Genomic DNA, 18,509 nt, shown 5'->3' with positions numbered 1-18,509 from the left:
TAAACTTGAAAATTAATTCGTTGATTTTGGGCAAGCTTAAGATATTCAAAGTGAAGTCGTATCTGGGCGGCACCTGGTTCACTTATAATCCACGTATCTTCAAAATTATTTGCATAAGGGTGATCAGACTCGGCTAATAATTTAGATCCAGTTAAAGAGTCCTGAGAAGTACTCGGATTTTGTCTGGTTTCTGCCTCAATATCTTCTGAAGTATCTATTTCTACATTGTTAGAGGTTTCTGTTTCGTTGCCATAAGAATAACCCGAATCTGTTAAAGTTTCAGATGAGGCACACGCGCTTATGACATTGCCTGTTAAAAAACAACCTATTAAGAGATACGTTGTTAAAACCCTTAAAACTCTTAAACTATCTCTCTCAGACATTCTATCACCTATTATGTAACAATTATGTTATCAAAACACTTGTCGATTGATATTGATTTTGAGGAAACCGAGGGATCTGACAAATAACTGAAGGACAATTAAAAACGCAATAAGTCGCCGAAAATCTAAGAAAATCTGTTCACAGAGATTTGTCTATTAAATTTATAAAGATGGCAATTTCTCATCTGGTAGGATTTTCAATATTTCACCTGGGTTTCAAACTCATTGGTTTTATTTTACAACTGGCTGGAGTCTTAAAAAGGGAAAATTCATGAATATTCCCTCTTTAAGCCATTTGAGCTCTATTTATTTTCGAATTATCTTCTCCTAACAATATACACGCCTAGCAGCCCTATGCCTGCAATTATTGCTCCAAAGCCGGGGGTACTGAATGAACCTTGTCCTTTTGCTTCTACTCCAGAGTTCTCTTCAAGGTCAGGAGTTTCTGTGGAGTTCTTGGAAGGTTCCTTGACTGTAAAGGGATGAGAAAGGGAAATAGGACTATAATCGTCCTTTTTATCTCCAGGCCAGTAAAGACCTGTGAAATGTACAGTATAGCTACCCACCTTTTCTCCTTTTATATTAATGTAAATTGTCCGGGAATTTCCTGGCGGTACTGAAAACATGCCATATACAACGCCAGCTGAGCCTGTCTGGCCAAAACCCTGTCCGTATACATGAATACCAGAGGGTACGCTGATCCTTGCATCCACATTCAAAGTCACGTCATTGAGGGATGGATTATCGATATAAAGTTCAACAAGACCATCTTCGTTTTCAGTAATGACGTCGTTAACCGGTCGAAGGACTACAGTCGGGCCAATCCTGAATTTCTGTTCGACTGTAGTAGTTCCTTTTGTTTCTTCTACATTTTCAGTTACATTGACCAGGCATGATTCGTTTGTAGGTGTGGATCTATTGGTAGTTGAGACCTGAGATACCGATTGATTTTCGGTCGTGTTATTTCCCTGTGCCCCAGCGGTAACGCCCGTGAGAACAACTCCAAAAACAAGAATTGACATTAGCAGCATTGACAGATATTCTTTCATCCTCTACACCTCTTCCAGGGTACTACCTGTAAAATTATTTTTATCAAAAAACAAACATAATATACACATATAAATCTGTATTGATAATACTTGTGATATTAATTTTAATACTAAATTTTTTACTAAGTGTTGGGTAATTTCTATACAAGAAGATCTTTAAACAAGCAATATACCCGAAATAGGATTAAAAAGGCATTATCATCTCAATTCTAATAAATTGTCTTAGAATTCAAAATATTGATACAATTGAATAATAAGCAATGCTAGCTTTAAAATCCAGACCGTAATTATTCCGGAGTTCAGGTAAATATACCTTAAACTTGTAGCTCATCCATAGGACTTACGCATTAGATAAAAGTATTCAATTAAAATGCTAATTAGAGCCTAAATTGTAGAATAATCCTTATTTAGATTTAAGTTCATTATTGTCTATTATCCAACTGTAGAAATTAGTTCTGCTTTGAGACAGTATTTGAGACGGTATGTTTGCCTACTTATTCTCAGCTTGATGAAATTTCAGAAAGCGACATAAATTTTAAGATATGAAGTAATATAAAAAAATAAACAATATCGGAGAAATTTTTAAATTACTATATAAAAACATAGAAGAATTCCCTCCATTAAGACTACACCTTTAAATCTCATACCTTCCTTTTCTATCCTATAATATAACTCTTATAATTTTATTTGGTGACATTTTTATGAAATGTAGGCTTTGCAAATATTATCCTGAAGATTTCGGGGAACTTACTGTTAACGTTTTGCATATGGATCTGGTATTTGATGTTTATGATGACAGGACGAATGTAAAGTCCATACTCAGGGTAAGGACAAAAGATGCTCCTATCGAGACACTGGAATTAAACTGCAGGGACCTTGAGATCAGGGCTGTGAGCTGCATACAGTACGAGGTTTCTTACAGATACCGGAAAGATGATGCGATTCTTGAGATTAATTTTAGGGAAGAGATCCCGCCGCATACCGAAGTTACGGTCATTACGGATACGGTTTGCAGGCCGACTAAAAATATCCTTGAAGGGCTTTACTATGACGAAACGCCGGCAGGAGCTCCTCCTCAGCAGATTACGCAGTGCCAGCAGTGGGGGTTCCAGAGGATCGTGCCTTGCATTGACGATATGGCCGCAAAATGCACTTACAAGACTACCATAATTGCGGATTCGAGGTATACGAACCTTATTACGAACGGGGATGTCGTGGTTGAGAGGCATACGGTAAAACCCGGACGGGACAAAATCGTATACGATAACTCGGTCACGCCAATGGCGACCTATCTCTTTTTCCTGGGGGTTGGGACTTATGCGACCTTTAAAAGGGAGTTTGAGTACCCTGACGGAGGCACTTTCATGCTTGAACTGCTTGTGCCGCCAGCCTCAGATGCAGCCGCAGCCGAAAAAGCGCTTGATATCCTGCATGATGCAGTTATGTGGGTTTACCTTTTCACAGGACCTGAGCAGTTCGATGAGGAGAAGCTGCCTGTCAGGAAGGAGCTCTGGGACCTTGTCCGCATGAGAGAGAAGATGAAACTTGAAGCAAAGCCCGAATCCACAATGGAAGAAGACCTTAAAAAGGTCAGAGAAAGGCTTGCCGAGCTTGACAAAACCATCAGTCCCGGATACAGGTATACAGGTACTGTCTACAGAGAAATCGGCATGCAGAACTCGGACTTCGGAGGCATGGAAAACGTCGGGAACACTACGATTACTACAAACCGCATAATGCCGTTCCCGCAGATAACGGACCCGGCTTTTGAATATATGACACAGGTAAAGGTCCACGAATATCACCATAACCAGAACGGGTCCGAAGTCACCGGAAGAAGTCCGTTTGAGATCTGGCTGAACGAAGCCGTGACCGTGCATGTGGAAGAACAGTATCATGCCTTTCTCTTTGGCGAGGACTACGACAGGCTGGACAGAGTGCTTGAACTGCTTGCGCCGGCTTCAGGGACCTTTGCCCTGGATTCGGGGGCAGCTTCCATGCCGATCATTCCTGACGGCTTCAATGACCCAAATGACCTGATCACCTCAGTCACCTATGTAAAAGCCCCGGAATACGTGCGCATGGTCGAGTCCCTTATAGGGAAAGACACCTTTGTCAGAGGCCTGGACAGGTACTTCAAAAAGTTCAAACATTCCAACGCAGCCACCCAGGACTGGATTGAAGCTATGGAAGAAGAAAGTGGGCAGCCCTTAAAGGAGATGTCCGAAACCTGGCTGAGACAGGCAAAATTCCCTGTAGTCGAGGTTTCAGCCGAATATGACCGGGATGCCAGGAAATTCACATTCTTCCTCAAACAAAAAGTCCCAGACGGCGGAAAACCCTGGGAATTCCCATTTAGGGCAGCCCTTGTTGACGAACATGGGAATGATCTCGTAGAAATTTTGGAAAGAGTCAGCGGGAAAACCTCAGAGATTGTAGTTGAAAACGTGGACATGCCAGCCTTCCTATCACTTAACAGGGGTTATTCTTTCTACGGGAAACTTGTATACAAAGCAAGCCATGAAGAGCTCATGATGCAGGTAAGGAAAGATAAAGATATCATAGGCAGGTTTATGGCTTTCTATACCCTTGTTGACAGGGAAAAACTAAAGCTCCTTAAAAATCCTGAAGCAAAGCCCTCTGAAGACTTTATCGAGCTTTACTACAGGCTTCTCAATGACCGGCAGCTTCTCGAAAAGGCAGGAGGACAGTTCCTAACCATTTTTGAGTCCGTTGAGGATGAAGAGTTTGCCCACAGGTACCAGGAACTTTATGATGTTAGACAGAAACTCCTGAAAGCTGTTGCCCGGAAATATGTAAACTCCGTAATTTCCGCCTACCGCTTCTTTGAAGAATCATCAGTTCCCAGGGACTCAACTCTTGAGGAGACAGCAAGGGTAATCAAGAACCGGCAGGCCAAAAATGTCTGTCTTGGAATCCTTGCAACCCTTGATACTTCCGAGATTCATGCAATGATAAAACAGCAGTTTGAGACTGCGACCTGTGCAACGGACCGGTTGAACGCATTTGCTGCATACCTGAATAGCTCGGCGCCTGACAAAGTTGAAGTCCTGAGAGCCTTTGAAAACGAGTCAAAGAAAAATCTTGTTGCCTGGGAAGCTTTCCTTTCTGTAATCGGAAGCAACAGCAGCGTTGATGTAGTAGACCTTGTCAGGGAAATGGAAAGGTCAGAAGCTTTCAGGATCGAGCAGGCAAATGACCAGCGTGCCCTTTATGGAAGCTTTGCCCGCAACAGGAAAAAATCCCTCCAGACCGAGGAAGGCAGGACCCTCTTTGCAGAAATCCTGAGAAAGCTGGCCCCTGTGAACGAGTACAGCACGGTCAATATGCTCAACGCCTTTGCAAACATAGACCAGATGGAATCAAAGTATCATGTCCCACTGGTAAAAATCCTGGCAGACCTTCTCGGAGAACTTAACGCCCAGAAATATCCGAGTGTTTATAACAGGATTAGAAAACTCCTGCTTGGAGCTCCGAATGCTGTCAAAACATACATTACAGCGCACGGAGAAATTCCGGGACTGCAGCCGGGAAAGAAATAAAATTTTTCGGAGAAACAGGTTATTTAGAAGTCATCAGTTTGGAAAAACGAGCACTATAAACCTATAAGATAACCCGCCCGGAAGGATTCGGAAATAATTATATCCTTCCGGAAATTTGCTTTTTTGTACCTATTTCATGAACTTCAGATTTTTTACTTTAGATATTTTCCTTCCGATCTATTTATCCGTTTCTCAGGTCATGTTTCCGTAAAAAAGCAGTTCCATATCACTTATAAAATATCACTTATGGATATTTATTGAAATGAAACTGAGTTCTGAAACTACATTTGCAGGACAGATACAGAAAGAATATTTATTCAGGGGACATTAATTGTATTTGGAATCTTTATCGGATTTTAATATTTGGCTTTTGAGGGGGTTTAAAAGGATATTTCAATATTTTGAAGGCTTGTTGATAGAGGCTTTCTCTTCTCTATTTAATATTATGGGCTCTTTTCTCATAATATACGGTGGCCTAAGATCAATGTTAGGAGTTATCCTCATTGAAGTATTAAAGAAACCTCATAGCTATCAGGAAGTAAGAAAAGAACTTACAAACAAAATTGTCTTCGGACTTGAATTTTTCATTGCAGCCGATGTTCTTGAAACCGTACTTAATCCATCTCAGGAAGAACTGCTCCTGCTGGGTACGGTTGTATTGATAAGAACAATTCTTGGTTATTTCCTCAGCAAGGAAGTTTTGGAGTACCAGCTTGATTAAAAAGATGTCGAAAAACCGAGTTGAAAGATGCCTGAGCCTCCGTACTCTTTTAAAACCTTTAACTTTCTCTTTTAAAACCTGTACCTTTCTCTTTTAAAACCTGTACCTTTCTCTTTTAAAACCTGTACCTTTCTCTTTTAAAACCTTTTTCTGTAGTTCCGGTCCAGATTATATATAAAAATATATATACAGTATATAAAGATAATAAGTACTTCCAGAGTTACTGAATTTCCATGGTATTGAGTATGCTTTATATGGCTGCTGTTACGGAACTATTATAAAGTATAAAGCCTGAAAACCGTAAGATTTTAAAAAACGTATAATTTAAAAGCAAGTAGAGTATAAAGGATACAAAATATTATTAAACTTTAATATTATACTAATTAAACTATAATATTACACAAATCAGAAATCAGATTTACTGAAATAGATCTCAGATTATACTGAAATAGATCTCAGGTTGTACTGACCCGAAACGGGCGCACATAAAAACCCGAAATTTGAACTATTCAAAATTACCATACACAGGAAAAATTATCAGAAACAGGAGCAATTTAATGTATCATCTCAAATGTATCGAATGCGGTGCAGAGTATTCCAAAGACGAAGTAATCTATACATGCAGAAAATGTGATGGGCTGCTTGATGTAATTTATGATTATTCCTCAATAAAAATTGACATGGAAAAACTGAAGACCGAATGCCCTTCGGTCTGGAAGTACGCAAAACTTCTTCCTATTGAAAGAGAGCCTGTAACTATCAGGGAAGGTGGAACTCCACTTTACAAATGCAACCGTCTGGCTGAGAAAATCGGGATTAAAGAACTTTATGTGAAGCACGAAGGCATGAACCCTACAGGCTCTTTTAAGGACAGAGGGATGACCGTAGGGGTTACAAAAGCGCTTGAACTTGGCATGAACACCGTTGCCTGCGCATCTACTGGAAATACCTCGGCAGCCCTTGCAATCTATGGAGCAAAAGCCGGGATTCCTGTAATAGTACTTTTGCCTGCAGGAAAAGTCGCTCTTGGAAAAGTAGCCCAGGCCCTCATGCACGGAGCAAAGGTCCTCAGCATCCGTGGAAATTTTGACGACGCCCTCGCCCTTGTGCGCACTCTCTGTTCCCAGGAAAAAATCTATCTCTTAAACTCGATCAACCCCTACAGGCTGGAAGGCCAGAAGACTATCGGTTTTGAGATTGCAGACCAGCTCGGTTTCAAAGTACCTGACAGAGTTGTCCTGCCCGTAGGAAATGCAGGAAATATTACAGCTATCTGGAAAGGCTTCAGAGAGTTTAAGAAGCTTGGCATAACGGATTTGCTCCCGAAGATGACAGGGATTCAGGCCGCAGGCTCCTGCCCAATTGTAAATGCCATAAAGAGTGGGGCTCCTGAAATAACTCCAGAGGAGAAACCCGAAACCGTTGCAACAGCAATCAGGATAGGAAACCCTGTTAATGCGAAAAAGGCCCTTGCTGCCATCCGAGAATCCGGTGGAACTGCAGAATCCGTTACTGATGAAGAAATCCTTGCAGCCCAGAAAGACCTTGCAAGGCTTGAAGGAATAGGTGTTGAACCTGCAAGTGCAGCTTCGGTTGCAGGGCTTAAGAAACTTGTTGATATGGGTGTTATAAGCAGAGACGAGACCGTTGTCTGTATTACTACGGGACACCTGCTTAAAGACCCGCAGACTGTAATTGACGTCTGCGAAAAGCCTACTGTTGTGGATGCAAATATAGAAGCCATCCGGAAAGCTATCTTTGGAAAAGCAGAATAAGATCTGAAAACCGCTAACATTAGGAATAATAGTGGAATAAATAAGCGTAGGAGAGAATAGTAGAAAGATTGACCTGACCGGAATCCGGCTCCTTCAATCCTTCATGGTTTACTGGAAGAGGTTATAACTTCCAGAAACCTCTTACTGTTATTTAGATTCAGACTGTTATTCAGATTCAGACTGTTATTCAGATTCAGACTGTTATTCAGATTCAAACGGTTTATCAAATTCTTTTGGTAATATCAAATCCTTTTAATTGGATCAAATTTTTTCAACACAAGAATAATCGATGGGCGTGAACACGAATGGAGCAGGATTATAAGCCTCACGAGATCGAAAAGAAATGGCAAAAAAAGTGGAATGAGAGCCAGATTTTCCAGGCCGAACCCGATAAGCGAGAAAAATTTTTTATAACCATCCCTTACCCCTACCTGAACGGGAACCTGCATGCAGGGCATACCAGGACTTTTACCATAGGGGATGTTGTTGCAAGGCACAAACGGATGCTTGGGTATAACGTGCTTTACCCTATGGGCTTTCATGTGACAGGTACACCCATTGTGGGGCTTGCCGAACTGATTGCAAATCGGGACCCTCAGACCATGGACGTTTATGAGCGCCTTCATGGGATTCCCGGAGACATCCTGCCGACGCTCGATACCCCTGAAAAAATTGTTGATTATTTCAAGCGCGAATCCGAGAAAGCCATGCGTAATATCGGGTACTCCATTGACTGGAGACGCAAGTTTACAACGACTGACCCGACATATAAAAAGTTCATTGAGTGGCAGTATATCCGGCTTGGAGAAAAGGGCCTGATCGTAAAAGGCTCCCATCCGGTAAAATGGTGCCCGAACGACAATAACCCTGTAGAGGATCATGATATCCTGTATGGGGAAGAAGCCACTATTGTTGAATATACGCTGATCAAGTTCCAGTATAAAGACCTGGTCCTGCCCTGCGCAACCCTCAGGCCGGAAACAACGTACGGAGTAACTAACCTGTGGGTCAACCCTGATGTAACTTATGTAAAAGCAAAGGTCACACTGGATGGAAACGAGGAGTTCTGGGTTGTCAGCAAAGAAGCTTTCCGAAAACTGACTTTTACGGACCGGACAGTTGAGTATATTGAAGACGTACCTGCAAAATCAATAATAGGAATAAAACTCACAAACCCGGTTACAGATGACGAAGTAATTTCCCTTCCTGCATCCTTTGTCCGGCCTGAAAACGGAAGCGGAATAGTAATGAGTGTGCCTGCCCATGCACCTTTTGACTACCTGGCCCTTCGCGACCTTTATGATGTTGACCTGAGCGAGTACGGGATAACCGAAGACCTTAGGAAAATCAAACTGATTTCCCTTATCAAAGTTCCTGAATTTGGAGAATTCCCTGCAAAGGAAATCGTTGAAAGCATGGGAATTACAAGCCAGAAAGACCCTAAAGCCGAAGAAGCTACAAAGATCGTATACAGAAGGGAGTTCCACGGGGGAGTTCTTAAGGAGATAACAGGAAAATACGAAGGACAGGCTGTCTCCAAAATCAAGGATATCCTTACAAAGGACTTAATCAGCTCAAATGCCGGAGAGACCTTTTACGAATTCAGTGAACCTGTTGTCTGCCGCTGCGGCACTCCCTGTGTAGTAAATATGGTCAAAGGCCAGTGGTTCCTTAATTATTCAAATCCCGAATGGAAAGCAAAGGTCTATAAGTGCCTCGACCAGATGCGAATTATTCCCGAAGAGTACAGGGTCGAGTTTGAAAACAAGATTGACTGGCTTAAGGATAAAGCCTGCGCCCGCAGGAAAGGGCTTGGAACTCACCTTCCCTTTGATAAGGAATGGCTGATTGAATCTCTTGGAGATTCGACAATTTACATGAGCTATTATATTATTGTCAGGTTTATCGAAAGTGGGGAACTGAAGATAGAAAACCTTACTTTGTCATTCTTCGACTACGTCCTGCTTGGGAAGGGCGATCTGGCAGCAGCCAGTGCGGATACTGGCCTCAATCCGGAGCTTCTTGAAGAGATCCGCAGGCATTTTAACTACTGGTATCCGGTTGACCTGCGCTCATCAGGCAAAGACCTTGTCCCGAACCACCTGCTCTTTTTCCTATTCCACCATGTAGCCCTCTTTGAAGAGGACAAGTGGCCTAAAGCTCTTGCAGTAAACGGCTTTGTCTCCCTTGAGGGGCAGAAAATGAGCAAGTCAAAAGGCCCGATCCTGACAATGGAAAATGCAGTCAGCACTTACGGAGCGGACATAACAAGAATGTATATCCTTTCCACCGCCGAGCAGACGCAGGATGCAGACTGGCAGAAAACAGGGATCGAGTCTGCCAGAAGGCAGATGGACAGGTTTTATTCTTTTGCAAAGAATGTTATAGAGAGTGGAAAACGTGCAGATCTGAGCACCGAGCTAAAGCAGATCGACCACTGGATACTATCGAGGATACAGAACTATATCAAGGGAACAAATACAGCCCTCTACTCTATTCAGACAAGGGAAGCAATCCAGAATTCGTTCTTCCTGCTGCAAAACGATATCAAGTGGTACCAGAGAAGAGGAGGAGATACCCTACTCTACTATGTGCTGGACAACTGGGTCAGGCTTATGGCTCCTTTTACCCCACACCTCTGTGAGGAAATCTGGGAAGCAATGGGGCATAAGGACCCGGTCTCTCTTGCCCAGTACCCTCTCTATAACGAAGATCTGATAGATGACGGCGCGGAGCTTGCCGAAGAAATGATAAAGGGAACCCTGGAGGACGTTGAGGAGATTATAAGGGTAACAAAAATGACCCCGCAGAAGGTCCACCTCTATACGGCCCCCACCTGGAAAGCCGAAGCAATCAGGTGCGCCTGTGAAATGCAGCTTGAATGCTCGCTTGAAGTAGGCACCCTTATTAAAAAGCTAATGTCAAACCCCGACTTCAAACGCTTCGGCAAGGAGATCCCGAAGTTTGTACAGAAAATTGTCCCGGAGTTCAAAAGTGGGAGCTCGGACAGGTATGAAATCCTTACAGGTCCTGATATTGATGAACAGGCCCTCCTGAAAGAGTCAATTTCATTCCTGGAAAAAGAGATTGGCTGCCCTGTTGAAGTCCACAGTGCCGACTCTCCTGCCTTTGACCCTGAAAAGAAGGCAAGGTTTGCAGAACCCCTGAGGCCTGCAATTTACATTGAAGGAAAAAAGAAAGAGTAATGGAAAAAAGTGATTTCTGACTAAACACTGACTAAACAATATGTATCCGGGTAGATTGAAGAAGCCCGGAACGTCTTATTTTTTCTTTTTTTGGCATAGTTATAAAATTATTTTATATTGTTTTCAATAACAATAAATACTCATCTAATTATTCGGTAAAAATTCCTATTACTTTTAGAATTAAGCAGTGTTTAGGTTTAGACTGCACGCATAAAATATAAGTAATAAATTGAATGGACAAACTGCCATCCAGCCGAATAATTAGCTTCACTGACCTCAAAAATCGCATAGAAGGCTGTCCAGGCAAAAGCAATATTAGAAAAATGTTGTCCTTGGCTATCGGGAAGTACCTGTCGAAGAAGGAAGTACCTGTCGAAGAAGGAAGTACCTGTCGAAGAAGGAAGTACCTGTCGAAGAAGGAAGTACCTGTCAAAGAATAAAGAAAAAATAAGAGGGGAGTAGTAGTGAAACAACAAAGTATCATTACAAATGTTCTTGAAAAAGCAGGCAACAAAAATTTGATAAACGAGCTTATAACCAGGCTGTCACAATCTGAAATTAATACACTTTTGCTTGCTCTTTCAAAAGAAATAGCGAACAAAAACACTCCTAACGATATCTTAAACAAATACGAATCTAACCGATTTGTAAAGCCATCAGAACTTAGTCCTATTAAGGTGAAGCAAGTAGAAATTTTAATGCTCCAAATGGCTGAAGCCTCAGGTTTTTCGTCTGTTTTGCTTTCTCCTGCAAGCCTTTTGGGAAGCTGTTCTGTTATAGCTAAAGTTGATCAAACCAATGTTATCTCTGCAACAAGAGGATTGGAGCTAACTGCAGACAGTACCAACATGCTTGCTATATACCTTGCAGATAAAATAAAAAATAAAACCATTGATAATACAAAAAATCCTGTTCATTTATCTGCGGCCTGCAGAGTTACTCGTGGACAAATGTTCAAGGTTGATGCTTTTGTTCCTCACTTTAGCTTGTTTACCCTTGTCAGTTCTGGAAAAGATACGGGTTCTTATGGCTTTGAAAAGGCTGCAATAACCAGACATATACAGTATTATATAAATTATTTTGAAGAGAAATTAGGACATAAAATCAAAGTAACCATGAACCTGAGAAATGGCTATACCGATAAAATTGGATTTATTGATAGAGTTCACTGCTATCTTTGTGAGACATATCCAGATACTGAAATCACATTAAATAAGGAAGAAACTAATACTAGTTATTATCAGGGTATTAATTTCAAGATTATTGTTGAAGGTATAGAACTTGTAGATGGTGGCTTCGTTGACTGGACACAGAAGTTACTTGGCAATAAAAAAGAACGCTTACTAATCAGTGGAACAGGAATTGACTTACAGCTTATTACTGGAATGCTGAACAAGATAATTTAATAGTCTGGTAACTGAGACTTGTAACGCACTTTCCGCAGTAAAATTTACAGATATTTTACAGATTTTGTATTTTTTAAAAGCATGCAAGTACTTTTAATAAAATTTCCACCATTTGTGAGGATTTCCATCATTGACCCACCTAAAAAAAAGCAAATTACAGGTTTTTTGGGCCAGTATAACATTATCTGCTATACTGGACTTTCATACTGGGTCTTTCCTGCAAATCCGCCGCGTAAAAAGGCAGAAAGTCATTATTGAGGTTTATTTTTAGGATTTACGCACTTGAGGAATAAAATCAATTACAGCAAAGACTGTAGATTAAAGCTATGTTTTAGACAGTTAACGGTCTGATGCTGTTGATTCTTCAGTTCAACTGCATAAGTCCTAATTTTGTTCTTGATAAATAATTGGATGCCCGTTAATTTATCAGCCTGGCTGAAAGGATAGGTCTATGCCTGAATCCTGACTTTCAACATATTCTAATCTCTTTATTTTCTCGTTTTGCCAGATCAATAAAGCAATCATAGAGATCATTAATCCGGAGATTATAAACATAAGGGCAATCCCCCTGTTTTCTCCCGTTCCAGTGATAAAACCTGCCGTTTCAGCCAGTAAACCATCCACCTCTAAAAGAGGATTGAAAATTTTATCTGCTAAGAAACCTGCAACTGCAAAAGCCATTATGGAGCCAAGATAAGTAATCATGGAAATGAGAGACCATACACGCCCCTGTTTTCTATTGTCAATATTTTTTCTAATTAAGACCTCAATAGAGGTGTTAATAAAAGGCAAAGTGGCAAAAAACATGAATCCTGCTAGAGTAACAAATATGATATTTTTTGAAAGTCCTAAATTTGCAAAGAATATACCTGACAGGAACAAAGAGATAGATAATGTTTTCACATACTTGTTCTTGCTGCCAAATACTCCAATAAACAAGCTTCCGATTAGTATGCCTGAAGCACATATTGATTGAGAGATCCCCACTGTTTTTACTGTTGTTAAGCTCAGCAGCAGCGGAATAAAAAGAGACTGAAGCAATCCGACAAAAAAAAGTGTGATCATGGTAATAATAACCAAATTAAATACGCCTCTATTATTAGAGAACTCTTTCATTCCCTCTTTAAGGTCCGCTATGATGTTTTGTTTATGCTGGTCTATTTTTACCTTGCCTGAAATATTTCTTATCCAGATGACAATAGAACTGGAAATTAAGAGAGTGGTAGTATCGATTAAAAATATAAATTTAATATCAATTATTGTTAACAAAATTCCGGCTAAAAAAGGAGAAATTAAATATTGAGCAGAACTTGCTAACTGCACCAGCCCACTTGCTCTGGCATATTGAGCTTCAGGTAAGAGGTCAGTAATTAAAGCTTTATAAGCTGGTTCCTGAAAAGCCGAAAAAACAGAACTTGTTGCAATCCCAAGGTAAATTTGCCAGAGTTGAATATTTCCTTTTAGCATCATAAAAAATATGAAAAGAAGCCCAAGGGTTGCTCCTAAGTCTCCTAAAATCATCATTAAACGTCTGTCATAACGGTCTGCCAGTATCCCTCCATAGGGCTTTAGCAGAAAGGGCGGTAAAAAGACACACATCAGTATAAAAACATAGCTAGAAGCAGTATTTGTTTGCTGATATACGTATACCCCTAAGGAGAAAACAGTAAGCCCAGTGCCTATTACTGAGATAAATTGTCCAAACCAGATAAAAAGGAATCTGGAATAAAGATTTTTTTGTTCAGCCGTCATTTTTTCGGATTCGTCTGTCATTTAGTGAGCCTCAGAAGCAGGATTTTGAGTTTCAGAAGCGAGATTTTGAGTCTCAGGAACAGGGCTTACTTTTGAAAAAAACATCTCTTTGTCTAATACAATAATAACAGCGACAACTACAGTAATAACCAAAGTCTCAATGCACTTGGTCGTCTGAGTCACATTCAGTGCCTCCTGGCAGATATTTACAATAAAGTGAAAGAGAATTGCTGCAGGAATACTTTTTCTATTTTTAATGCATATCCAGCTGATTAATACGCCCATAGGGATAATGCCGACAAAAAAATTCACTGCATACCATATGTTTTCATGAAGAATGTTATACGGATAGAAGTTGTTGACAAATATAAGAGGAAAGTGCCAGAGCGACCATAGTATGCCGAAAACTATTGATGCCATGAAGTAGGTGTACCGGCTCTGCAGGCTATCAAACGCATATCCTCTCCACCCAAGCTCTTCAAAACATGCAGTAAGCATAAGAAAAAACAACGTAGGTACAGCCCCTGTCGAGAAAGAGAAACCATCAACAAGTTGAAACTGCGAAACTGATCCTCCAAACAGAAGTGAAATAAAGATGGATACGAGAACAGCTAGAGGCATTACCAGGAAAAATACTGGAAGCATTTTTGCCCTTATTAGCCTGAGGTTGATAAGCCTGTTAACAAAATCCTTTTTTAAATCCGAATTTTTTGAAGCAAAAATCATAAAAAATGAGATTAAAAAAGGCACCATCAGTGCAAGAATTATTAATATCATATAAAGTCCATCATTTTCGTCCTGAAAACTTAGATATGCTGCTGCAAACAAGAAAGCATAAGTTAAGATAAAGGTCGCAGCAAAAAAGACCCTGGGTTTATATCTGTAGTTAGAGACCATCTATCTGTTCCTCCAAATATTAAATATCACGGCATGTTTGTATTTTTCAACTCAACGCAGTCTTGATAACCAAAAGTAACAAACTGTTCTTAATTTAGATGTCTTCAACAAAAAATATAGTAAATTCTGTTAATTTATTGCATTGTTCATAATATATACATTTTTTTATCTAGTGAGTATATTATTTTCTGAAAAGTGAGGATGAAATGTAAAAAAAGCAGTCTCTGGTCGGACATAATAAGAGCAGCCTCTAACTGGACATAATGAAAGAAAACGCGGGCTGGATATTAATGAAAGAAAACGCGGGTTGGATATAATAAAAAACCTCTGATTGGACATGATGTTATCTGAGAGATAGTTTACACAGGGAAGTGAAAATTAGCAAATCAGTGAAATTAAAAACTTTAACTGTCAATGAGAGAAATTAATAACTAAGACTCTAATAACTAAGACTCTAATGACTAAAACTCCGCAAAAATTGAAAAATCAGATTCAACCAATTAGGATAAACCAGTTTCCATTAAGATGATAAATAATACAGTCACGGAAATTATTATCGAAAAAAACTTAAATAATCTTTAGATCTTCAGAATAAAGCTCAATTCTCCGATTTTCAAAAACGGGAATCATTTTACGAACTTCATTTTTCCTGGACAGGTCAAGGTCATGCACTATTATGCACTCTTTATTGCCGGCATCGGCTTTTACCTCACCCCAGGCATCGATTATCATGGAGTTGCCGAAATAACTGCAGTCAGGAGCAGAACCTATCCTGTTGCAGGCAATATGTGGGATCTGGTTTTCAATCGACCTTGCCTTTGCAAGAATATTCCAGTGTTCAGACCTTGGATTAGGAAATGCAGCTGTGGTCACAAGCAGGTCAGAACCAGCAAGGGAAAGTTTTCTTGCAACCTCGGGAAAACGAAGGTCATAGCAGATCTCAAAACCAATTTTCAGATTTTGCTTTTTAAGAGAAATGGGCTCTATAGAGTCGCCTTTTGAGAAATAATTGTTTTCGGTTTTGAAGGGATGAGTTTTCCGGTAACTACCTGCAAGGGTTCCTGACTCAAAGCAAAAGCCGAGATTGTAGTAAAATGGGGAATTAATGGAATTCGAAAGAGTAGAATTTTCAGAATCCGCAGGTGTTCCAATGTCAGAAATCTCTTCCGAAGCGACTTTTTCAATTACTGAGCCCATGATAATGCAATCATTAGCCTCGGAAAAACAGGCCAGGTTTTCAAGGAGAGGAGAAGGCAAGGTCTCTGCTGCATGGTCAAAATGCTCGTAGCAAAACCCTGTTGAGAAGACCTCGGGTAAAACAATGAGTTCGGCTCCTTTTCTTACCGCTTTAAGAGCCATATGAAGAGCTTTTTCAAGGTTTTCCTGTTTTCTGCAATGCAGCACGTCCATCTGTATACAGGCAACTTTCACGTCCGAACCACCAGCCAGTTAAAACAAACAGTTTAATTCCTGTTAGCATAAGCCAATTTTAAGCAATGAACTTAAGAAATTAATTTGAAGTAACGAATTTAAAGAGATTAATTTTAAAGAAATGAATTGCAAAGTAAATAAATGAAAACTCATCAGGGGAGCAGAGTAGTTTGTTTACTCTTTGCTACCAGGCCATCAAGGTCAATCCTGCGCTTTATCAACCCTGCAAAGACTTCATTCGCAAGTCTGACTACTTCTTCATTATTTGCCCGTATTTCGTATGCAGGGTCATCGTGAGGGATCTCAATTTTCGTAATATCGGCTCTGGCTTTTTTCAAATGTGCATCCTGAGCTTCACAGACTATGGCGGGTTTTTCCAGGTACTGATCAAGATGTTTTTGAGTAATTCCCAGAAGCTTCAATTCCCTGCGGAAACAGGGCCTTTCGAACAGTTTGGAGACCACATATACTCCCACAGGAATCCTGAAATCCAGATCGATTTTAAGAAGCTGAGACCTGAGAATAAAATAAATTTCTTCTGGATCGGAAAGTTCAGGAGACCTGGACTCTTTGCCTTTTTCGGATGAAGACTCTTTGCCTTTTTCGGATGAAGACTCTTTGCCTTTTTCAGGCAGGGCATAAATCTTCGAAGGGGGAACTTCGGTTTCTTCCAGAATTTCAAGGTCTCTGAGCGCCCTGAGATAGCCTGTAAGAACCAGGCGGTGCTCATCTATACCTATGGCTTTCAGTTCTCTGGAAAGCCCGCTGATTGAGAGCTGCTTGCCTTCAAGTAGTTCCAGGAGTTTAAAGTTAAGTTTTTCTTCCATCTGTACCGACATCATGTTTTATTGTTGTTAATTAATTCTTCGGGCCTCCAGCCGGAAAAAACATTGTTTTTCAGAGCAGCCTGGAAAATGAACCCGTGTTTTTCCGAATCTTTGAAAAGACCTGACCTTTCCTATATGTGAGAGGAGTAAGCAAGAAAATTGCAAGGAGTAATACACGATGTAACTATTCTGCATAATATAAAGCTTATGAGAGAGCCTGAAGGGAGAAATAAAGAAAATACAGGAAGAGATTGGCAAATTTATATAAAAAGATATTTTAAACTCTCAAAAGAAAATTTAAGAAAATTTAATTTGAGAAAATATTGAGAAAAATGACATAATCCCATAATCTAATGATTTCTCTTATTTTTGCTTCCTTAATCCTAAAAGGTTCTCTGAGAACTATTTTAAAAAGTTGCAATGATCTTGAAAAACAGATTCCCTAGCATTTTTGCCAAATTTGTCTATTCATTCTGAGTTCGACAGTTTGATTTTTATGTTGAAAGATTGTTTTCATATCCGTTATAATAAGTCATATTGTTTCAACAAATTTTTGCCCATTTATTATGATTCAATTTGACAGAGGATTTTCTTTCTCTTGATGGCTATTTTTATGATTTTGATCAATTTTTGGTATAGAATTTGACAGATAGCATGAATCTCAGATAAAATATAGATGCTATCCAAAAAGTCAGGCACCAAAAGTGCAAAAATAGGACAAAAATCTTTACTAATTTACTTTATAGTGATTATGATGCTGGGAAATCAGAGGCAATTCGGAGAAACAGTTTTGAGTTATGGGATAGGCTCAATTATAAAATTATAAATATGTAATGATGTTACACTTATTTTTATTACCAGATTCTGGAACTGAGTCACTATGAACTTAAAACCAATAATTGTAATTACCCTTATTATTTCGGCCGTTTTATTGGCTGCAAGAATATCTCCAGCAATGAACTCTGAGCAATATAGGGAAGGAAAATATATCCATATTGACAATATAGTAATGGAGTTTAGTGGAACAAATGCAACAATTGATGTTGAATATCATCTATCTCCATTTGCCAAGGCATATATATTCCTTTTTGGCAGTAAAAATCTCGAGCCAAAAATGAAGGAAATATTTTTCAAATTTCCAGAAATGCAAATAAAGGATATAAGACTTAACAGTGCCACAATCCAGCTGACAAACGTTTCGTGGAAATATGGTCATGATTATATGCATGACTCTCGAAAATTAGGGATTCATTCCGACGTTCTCACTATTATTTTTCCATATAATCAAGGCATTCGGAGAGTACAAAATACAAATTCAACATTGAGCGTCTTTTATCCAGACAGCCCAAAATATTCTGAAATTCATAATAACATCACTAAATTATCTCAATAATCCGAAAAAGCTTCTGATACTGCAAAAGAAGAATCTCTGCACTTCGCAGGCTGCCTGACAATTACTTTAAGTAATAAACGAATTCCTTTTCATGCGTCTTCGGTTA

The 18,509-nt window shown here is 39.7% G+C and carries 14 protein-coding genes; 8 read left to right on the top strand and 6 right to left on the bottom strand.

Annotated features, from left to right (window positions below; genetic code table 11):
- Both A9239_RS05745 and A9239_RS05740 read right to left on the bottom strand, forming a co-directional pair.
- Window positions 1-383: hypothetical protein (locus A9239_RS05745; protein WP_141706382.1), on the bottom strand; the 383-nt coding region annotated here is incomplete at its 3' end.
- Between the two features lie 317 nt (window positions 384-700).
- A complete protein-coding gene (locus A9239_RS05740) occupies window positions 701-1,432 on the bottom strand; it encodes a PGF-CTERM sorting domain-containing protein (protein WP_048108744.1) in 732 nt (243 codons plus the stop codon).
- Window positions 1,433-2,133: 701 nt separating this feature from the next.
- Here A9239_RS05740 and A9239_RS05735 point away from each other — a divergent pair.
- The 6 genes from A9239_RS05735 (at window position 2,134) to A9239_RS05710 (ending at window position 12,103) form a co-directional block, all read left to right on the top strand.
- Entirely contained in the window at window positions 2,134-4,995 is a 2,862-nt protein-coding gene (locus A9239_RS05735; protein WP_048155934.1) for a M1 family metallopeptidase, read from the top strand.
- Between the two features lie 484 nt (window positions 4,996-5,479).
- Window positions 5,480-5,716, top strand: coding sequence for a DUF1622 domain-containing protein (locus tag A9239_RS05730; RefSeq protein WP_329957084.1), 237 nt, complete (start codon window positions 5,480-5,482; stop codon window positions 5,714-5,716).
- A gap of 557 nt (window positions 5,717-6,273) precedes the next feature.
- Window positions 6,274-7,491 (top strand): threonine synthase, encoded by a 1,218-nt coding sequence (gene thrC / locus A9239_RS05725; RefSeq protein WP_048120957.1) that lies wholly within the window; start codon window positions 6,274-6,276, stop codon window positions 7,489-7,491.
- A 305-nt stretch (window positions 7,492-7,796) separates the two neighbouring features.
- Entirely contained in the window at window positions 7,797-10,697 is a 2,901-nt protein-coding gene (gene leuS / locus A9239_RS05720; RefSeq protein WP_048155937.1) for a leucine--tRNA ligase, read from the top strand.
- Window positions 10,698-10,930: 233 nt separating this feature from the next.
- Window positions 10,931-11,137 carry a hypothetical protein gene (locus A9239_RS18860; protein ID WP_141706381.1) on the top strand — a complete coding sequence of 69 codons (207 nt, stop codon included), beginning with the start codon at window positions 10,931-10,933 and terminating at the stop codon, window positions 11,135-11,137.
- Window positions 11,138-11,161: 24 nt separating this feature from the next.
- Window positions 11,162-12,103: a hypothetical protein gene (locus tag A9239_RS05710; RefSeq protein ID WP_048155943.1), complete on the top strand. Its 942-nt coding sequence runs from the start codon at window positions 11,162-11,164 to the stop codon at window positions 12,101-12,103.
- Between the two features lie 426 nt (window positions 12,104-12,529).
- Here the strand turns inward: A9239_RS05710 and A9239_RS05705 are convergent, their stop codons facing one another.
- From A9239_RS05705 to A9239_RS05690, 4 genes are all read right to left on the bottom strand, one after another.
- The gene (locus A9239_RS05705; RefSeq protein ID WP_052712893.1) at window positions 12,530-13,876 is read right to left on the bottom strand and encodes an MFS transporter; all 1,347 of its coding nucleotides are present in this window, start codon (window positions 13,874-13,876) and stop codon (window positions 12,530-12,532) included.
- Complete coding sequence (gene mmrce1 / locus A9239_RS05700) at window positions 13,877-14,752, bottom strand: MmRce1 family CPBP family CAAX prenyl protease (protein WP_048120961.1); 876 nt, start codon at window positions 14,750-14,752, stop codon at window positions 13,877-13,879.
- Window positions 14,753-15,319: 567 nt separating this feature from the next.
- Window positions 15,320-16,183, bottom strand: coding sequence for a nitrilase-related carbon-nitrogen hydrolase (locus tag A9239_RS05695; RefSeq protein ID WP_080941566.1), 864 nt, complete (start codon window positions 16,181-16,183; stop codon window positions 15,320-15,322).
- 152 nt (window positions 16,184-16,335) lie between these two features.
- Complete coding sequence (locus tag A9239_RS05690) at window positions 16,336-17,010, bottom strand: hypothetical protein (RefSeq protein ID WP_048123405.1); 675 nt, start codon at window positions 17,008-17,010, stop codon at window positions 16,336-16,338.
- A gap of 159 nt (window positions 17,011-17,169) precedes the next feature.
- On the opposite strand from A9239_RS05690, the gene A9239_RS19360 reads away from it, so the two are divergent.
- Both A9239_RS19360 and A9239_RS05685 read left to right on the top strand, forming a co-directional pair.
- Window positions 17,170-17,337 carry a hypothetical protein gene (locus tag A9239_RS19360; protein ID WP_155396519.1) on the top strand — a complete coding sequence of 56 codons (168 nt, stop codon included), beginning with the start codon at window positions 17,170-17,172 and terminating at the stop codon, window positions 17,335-17,337.
- 553 nt (window positions 17,338-17,890) lie between these two features.
- Entirely contained in the window at window positions 17,891-18,403 is a 513-nt protein-coding gene (locus tag A9239_RS05685; protein ID WP_048120962.1) for a hypothetical protein, read from the top strand.
- Window positions 18,404-18,509 lie beyond the last annotated feature (106 nt).

Origin of the sequence: Methanosarcina sp. A14 (genome assembly GCF_001729375.1) — an archaeon.
Lineage (GTDB): Archaea > Halobacteriota > Methanosarcinia > Methanosarcinales > Methanosarcinaceae > Methanosarcina > Methanosarcina barkeri.
The sequence above is the reverse complement of the archived record's forward strand: the minus strand, read 5'-3'. Positions and strand labels throughout refer to the sequence as shown.